The organism is Mesorhizobium sp. M7D.F.Ca.US.004.01.2.1, assembly GCF_003997785.1.
Lineage (GTDB): Bacteria > Pseudomonadota > Alphaproteobacteria > Rhizobiales > Rhizobiaceae > Mesorhizobium > Mesorhizobium loti.
In genome coordinates this window covers 1-7,087 of sequence record NZ_RZRQ01000310.1, presented here as the reverse complement: position 1 = coordinate 7,087, position 7,087 = coordinate 1, and the positions used below count along the sequence as shown (strand labels likewise).

Here is a 7,087-nt window from a genome sequence, read left to right as displayed (position 1 = left end):
TGTCTCGTGCCGTCAGATTTCAGCCCCAGATACCCAGGCCTTGGCCGGATCGGCGACGCTCTGATACAACTCGCGACAGCATCGAATGGGCAGCAATTGCACCCGGCAAAGGAATGGCATTGCCTGTTGAGCCGGAATTCCGCGACCATCGTTCGTCAGTCCAACTGGTGACAGCTGTCCGGCGGTTGGTTAGCGATGGCATCGTCGTCGAGGGCGGCGATCTCACTCCAGCCGATCGCGACCTGCTGCTCGAGGAAGAACTTTCGCTGGGCAATGTCGTGCCGGCGCGACGCCGCGAATTTCGCGCGGGACGCTTCTACGCCCGGCAGGCGTTGCAGGGCTTTGGCGCAGGCGGCATCGTCATCCCGATCGGGGACAATCGTGCACCAGTCTGGCCGACAGCTATTGTCGGTTCCATCTCTCATACTCGAAACCTGTGGGTCGTCGCCGTCGGATCATCCACCGAATTCCTCGGCGTCGGCATCGATATCGAGGAGGATTCTCCCCTTTCATGCGAACTGGCGCGATTGGTGTCCGACGCCGCCGAACTGGAGGGGCGGGAAGAGATCGAAGGGGGCCTGGGCTGCGACCTGCCAAAGCTTCTGTTCGTGATCAAGGAAGCGTTCTACAAAATGTATTTCCCGCTTACCGGTCGTTTTCTGGCGTTTCACGATGTTCGTGTCGAACTGGACGTGGAGAACCACGCCGCCGAGGCCCGGATCGTTCCATCAAAGCACCTGGCGGCGATCGACAGCCGCTGTTTTGAGGGTCGCTTCGGCAGCAGCGACGGAACCCTGTTTTCATGTTTTGAGCTCTCCGCGCGTTGACAGCCGCGCCGCCAGCAAGCACTCAGGGAACCGGGCACAGGCTATTTGGGTTGAACGGTGGGTATTTCTGATCGACGTCGATCCCGGATCGGGATCTGATGGGCACAATACGTGACCATGTGAACCGGCATGCCGGATACAATTCGCAGACGGTGGCCCTTCTGGCCGCGGCACAGCCTGCGCTTACCTTTGCAGGGTTGGCTGCCCAGATCCACTATGTCGGCGAAATACTGGCGCTGGAGGGCATCGGCCTATCCGACCGTGTCGCGTTGCTGTTGCCCGAGGGTGCGGAAGCCGCGGTAGCGATCGTGGCCGTCGCAGCCAACGCGGCATGCGCTCCCTTGAACCCCGCATGGCCGATGCGCGAACTTGAATCGCAGCTGGCCGCGCTGCGCGCCACGGCGCTGATCGTGCCGCATGGCTGGCAATCGCCGCTGCTTGCCGTGGCGGCCTCGCTCAATATCCGCGTCCTGCAATTGCTTGCCGAGCCGGGTGCGGCGGCAGGGCGCTTTTCGCTGACCGGTGTCGGCGAGACACTTCGGGATGATCAGCGCAAGGCCTCACAACAGAATGCGGCAACGCCGGACGATACCGCGCTGCTGCTGTTCACATCGGGCACGTCGGCGCAGCCCAAGCTGGTTCCGCTCACCCATCGAAACCTCTGCGTTTCGGCGCAGGACATCTGCGTGGCACTGGATCTGCGGCACACCGACCGCTGCCTGGGCGTGATGCCGCTGTTCCATATCCACGGCATCAGTAGCCTTTTGGCGTCGCTGGTTTCAGGCAGTTGCTACGTCAGCCTGGCGGGCTTTTCCGCCGACTGCTTTTTCAGCGGCCTCGAAGAATTCAGACCGACCTGGTATTCGGCCTCGCCGACCATTCATCGCACAATCCTCGACCAGATACGTCTTTACTCGGGAGACCCGCGCCGGGCCGGGCTGCGCTTCATTCGTTCGGCGTCTGCGCCAATGCCACCCCAATGGATCGCGGATATCGAAGGCGTGTTCGGCGTGCCGTTCGTCGAGGCCTACGGGATGACCGAGGCGGCGCCGCAAATTGCCAGCAACGGCCTGCCGCCGTTCGAACGCAAGCGCGGCTCCGTCGGCAGGTCCGCAGGTCCGCAGATCGCCATCATGGATCAAGCCGGGCGTCTCCTGATGCCGGGCCAGAGCGGCGAAATTGTCATTCGTGGCGCCAATGTCATGCCTGGCTACGATGGCGACCCTGCTGCCAATGAGGCCGCTTTCGTCGATGGCTGGCTGCGGACAGGAGACAGAGGACATCTCGACGCTGACGGCTATCTGTTCGTTTCCGGCCGCCTGACGGACACCATCAATCGCGGCGGTGAAAAGATTGCGCCGGCGCTGGTGGAGCAAGTCCTGCTCGACCATCCCGACATCGAAAAAGCGGTCGTCTTCGGCATCCCCCATCCAGTGCTTGGCGAGACCGTTGCCGCAGCGGTCGTCCCCAAGCCGGGGAAAGCGCCGTCGGCGCAGCAGATCCGCGGCTTTGTCGCCGAGCGGCTGGCGCGCTCCAAAGTGCCCCAGCGGATCGTGCTGGTCGATGAGATTCCGATCAATGCCAGCGGAAAGATCAATCGCAGGCATCTGGCTCTGGCGCTGAACCTGCAAGAACAGGACGGTCAACCTGTTTCGCCGCAGACCGGCAAGGTGGTTGCGCGAACCGCGATCGAGCGCCGGGTAGCGGCGGTCTTTGCCGAGGTTCTGGGAACCGAGCCGCCCGGCATCGATGACGACTTCTTCGACCTTGGCGGTCATTCGCTGACCGCGATGCAGGTTCTCGTCCGGCTGCATGCCATATTCGAGGTCACATTGCCGGTCGATTGCATGTTTGACTGCCCGACCGTGGCGCGGCTTTCCCAGCGCATCGGCGAAGAGATGGCCAACCTCGTCGCGGATGGCCTGGCGCGGCTGGAGCGGGGGCCGACGTCCGAGCGGGAAACCACACGCATTCCTCGCCGACAGGAGGGTGAGCCCGCACCGCTTTCCTCAGCCCAGCAGCGCGTCTTTTTTCTCGACCGGATGGGCGCCGGCAGCGCTTACACCATGTCGGCCTCGCTGTGGCTGAGAGGCGCGCTCGATAAGCGTGCCTTGGCGTTGGCGCTCGATGAGATTCGCCGCCGCCACGACATCTTGCGCACGACCTTTCACCTGCGCGACGGCGACCCGGTCCAGGTCGTTTCCGGATTTCGGGAAACCAGGCTGGAAATAATCGACCTGACCGGCCACGCGGCGGACGCGCGAACCACCGAGGCCATGCGCACTGCGACGGAGGAAAGTGCTGCACCGTTCGACCTGGCGCAAGGTCCGTTGTTTCGCGCCAGTCTGGTTCGGCTGGCAGAGCAGGACCATGCCTTGCTGCTGACGATGCACCACATCATCTGCGATGGCTGGTCGATCGGTGTGCTGCATGCCGAGCTGAAGCAGCTTTACCAGGCCTTTCATGACAACAGGGCGTTGCCGCTCGCGGAACTGCCGCTGCAGTTCGGCGACTTCGCCACCTGGCAGCAGCGCGGCATCGAGACCGTGGAAATCGAACGCCAGACCGCATACTGGGTCCGGCAACTCAAGGCTCTGCCGCCGACCTGCACGCTGCCCACGGACCGGCCTCGCCCGGCGGTCCAGTCCCATCGCGGTGGCACGGTTCAGGTCGAGATCGATCGTCAAACGACGGATCGCCTGAAAATCCTCGGCCGAAGCCAGGATGCGACCGCGTTCATGGTCTTTCTGGCGGCCTTCAAGACATTGCTCTTCCGCCACAACGGTCAGGATGATTGCGTCGTCGGCGTGCCGATCGCCAATCGCCCGAGGAAGGAACTGGAGCCGCTCATCGGCTTCTTCGCCAACACGCTGGTTTTGCGCACGACGCTGGGCGGTGACCCGTCCTTCGTCGAATTGCTCGGCCGCATCCGCTCGATGGCGCTCGACGCCTACGCGCATCAGGATGTCCCCGTCGAACGCGTCGTTGACCAACTGAAGATCGCGCGCGATCCCGGCCACATGCCCCTGTTCCAGGTCATGTTCGCATTCCAGAACGTCCCGGATCATGTGGCGGGACCGTCTTTCGATTTCGCGCAGGATCTTGCGGCACGGAAGCTGAGCGTCGACAAGGCGATGGCGAAATTCGACCTCGCTTTGTACCTGTCGGAAACCCCGGACGGGATGGTCGCGGCCTGGCAATTCAACGCCGATCTCCATGAGCCAGCCGCCATCGATCGGCTGGCCCGGCAGTTCCAGACCTTGCTCGAAGGCATAGCAAGCGATCCCGCGCAAACGCTTTCGCAATTGCCGCTGTTGCCCGAGGTCGATCGTCGCCAGATCGAGACCGACTGGAACCGCACGCAAGCCCGAGAACTGTTGGGGCAGGACTATATCCAGCTGTTTGAGGCGCAGGTCGAGCGAACGCCCGATGCTGTCGCCGTGCTGGACCAAGATCAGCGGTTCACCTATCGCGAGCTGAATGAGCGGGCCAACCGCTTCGCGCGCTATTTCAGCAGTTGCGGCGTCGACCGCGAGACATTGACGGCGGTCTGCCTGCCAAGGTCGGCCGAGGTGCTGGCGGTGCTGCTTGGCGTGTGGAAGGCGGGCGGCGCGTTTCTGCCGCTCGATCCCGACTACCCGCCCGATCGCATTGCCTTCATGCTGGCCGATGCGGGTGCGGCACTGCTCATCACCGAGACGTCGCTGTTGCCGAAATTCGGCGCCGCGTTTCAGCCGGAGGCATCGGGCCAACCCGCCGCCAGGCCGGCCATTTGCATCGACGCCTGCCGGTCGTCCGTTGCGGAGCAGGATCCCGGCAATTCGGGTGTCATCGCTGTACCCGATGCGCTCGCCTACGTCATCTATACGTCGGGCTCCACCGGCCGCCCCAAGGGCGCGATGATCACGCAGGCGAATGTCGGCCATTACGCGGAGGCGATGGTCCGCGCGATCGGACTTGGACCAGACGACATCTATTTGCACACCGCCTCGTTTTCGTTTTCCTCGTCTATGCGGCAGTTTGCCGTTCCCTTGTCGTGCGGTGCGACGGTTTCGATCGCTTCGGTCGAGGAAATCAGCGACCCGCATGTGCTGTTCGAGATGGTGCGCCGCCAGCGCGTGTCGGTGGTGGATCTCGTCCCGTCCTTTTCGGCCGGCTGCCTGCATATGCTGATGTCGCTCGATCCATCCGTGCGCCAAAGACTGCTCGACAATCGGGTGCGGCTGATGCTGTCGGCCAGCGAGCCTCTGCCGGGCGCCCTGGTCGAAAAATGGCGGCGCCTCTGCAAGCCGGCGACAGAATTCATCAACATGTTTGGCCAGACCGAGACGACGGGAATCGTGACGGTCTACCCCATTCCGGTCGAGGCCGGCTCGGCGGCAATGATCCCGATCGGCCGGCCGATCGCCAATACGCAGGCCTATGTGCTGGACCCATTCCGCCGTCCGGTTCCGGTCGGCATCAGCGGCGAGCTGTATATCGGCGGCGCGGGTGTCGGCAGTGGCTACATCAATGGCTCCGAGGCCGGCAACCTCGTGCCGAACCCGTTCAGCGCGGGCGAGCGGTTGCAGCGAACCGGCGATCTGGCGCGCTGCCTGCCTGACGGGACGATCGAAATTGTCGGTCGTGCCGACGAACAGATCAAGATGCACGGCTTCCGTATCGAACCGGGTGAGATCGAGGCTGCGATCCACACGCATCCGGAGGTACGCGAATGTCTCGTCGGTGTTGTCGAGGATGCCATCGAGGATGACGATATCGGCGATCGCAAACGCCTGGTCGCCTTTGTTGCGGTCAATGCCCCGCATGACGCGCAAGCGTCGGCTCTCTCTCGGCAACTGCGCGATTTTCTGCGGCGGCAGCTGCCGCGATACATGCTGCCTCAACGCATCGTCATCCTGGATCGCTTGCCGCGCACGCCAAACGGCAAGATCGACCGGCGGGCTCTGCTCGCCGGCCAGCCGCAAGCCGCGACGCGGTCAATTCCCGGCGTAGCTCCCCTGGGCCAGGTCGCGTTGCATGGCGTGGCGCGAGCGGAGGCCGAGACGATCCTGGTGGCGGTCTGGAAGAAGGTTCTGAGGCTGGAGGAGGTGGGCCTGCACGACAATTTCTTCGATCTCGGCGGCAACTCCCTCCTCAGCATCAACATCGTCGTCGAAGCCGGCAAAGCCGGCTTGGCCATCGATCTGCGTCAGCTCTACCAGCACCAGACGATCGCCGATCTGGCGCACGCTGCCTCCCGGGCGGGCCTTGGGCAAACTGTTGCGGTTACACCGGTGGGTGCGGACGCGGCGAAAGTTCTGGTGACGATCGAAAGCCTCCGTGCCTATGGCCGCGAAGCGCTGACACGGGCCGGACTGAGCGCGCAGGGGGCGGCGATCGTCACCGAAGTGCAGCTCGAGGCAAGCCTGCGCGGACAGCCGACGCACGACATTGTCAGCATTCCTCGCTACGCCACGCGGATTGCCTCGGGCAAGATCAATTCGCACCCGCAAATCCGCATCGAACATGACAGCGCCACCATCGCGCGCATCGATGGCGACAACGGCCCCGGCCAGTGGGTCAGCACGGTGGCGATGGACCTCGCCATCGAAAAGGCGGGCAGGCACGGCGTTGGCATTGTCGGTGTCCGCCGCTCCAACCATTTCGGCGCCGCCGGCCACTATGTCTGGCAGGCGTCACGGAAAGGGCTGATCGGCCTGTGCACGACCAACGGACCGCTGATCCTGGCGCCGACCGGCGGCGTCACGCCGACATTCGGCAACAACCCGCTCGGCGTCGGCATTCCGGCGGGGCGGCATTTTCCCATCCTTCTCGACGTCGCCATGAGCGTAGCGCCGCGCGGCAAGATCGGCCTGTCGGTCGCCGAAGGCAGTCCGTTGCCGGCCGGCTGGATTCTGGACCGGCTCGGGCGGCCTTCGACAGACCTTAGCGATCTCGCATCCGGGCTCGGCGTACCGATCGGCGGACACAAGGGCTATGGCCTGGCCATGGTGATGGAAGTGCTTGCCGGCGTGCTCACAGGCGCCGGTTTTGGCAGCGACCACCATCAGGACAGGTTGCGCGAAGGCTCTCACACGCCGGATTACGGCCATTTCTTCATGGCGCTCGATCCCGAGCGGTTCATGCCCTTGGCCGACTTCACCGAACGCGTCGATCGTCTCATCGAGCAGACCAGGAATGGTGAACACGCCGAAAACGCCACTGAAATCCTCATCCCGGGCGAAATGGAATTGCGCACCAGGCAAGAGAGCCTGAGC

Annotated in this window: 2 protein-coding genes; both read left to right on the top strand. The window is 63.8% G+C overall.

Annotated elements, in window-relative coordinates:
- Positions 1-827, top strand: an 827-nt coding sequence (locus EN993_RS28510) for a 4'-phosphopantetheinyl transferase superfamily protein (RefSeq protein WP_206532432.1), incomplete at its 5' end; no start/stop codon positions are given.
- A gap of 98 nt (positions 828-925) precedes the next feature.
- On the top strand, positions 926-7,087 hold a 6,162-nt coding region (locus tag EN993_RS28505; RefSeq protein WP_127265444.1), incomplete at its 3' end, for a non-ribosomal peptide synthetase.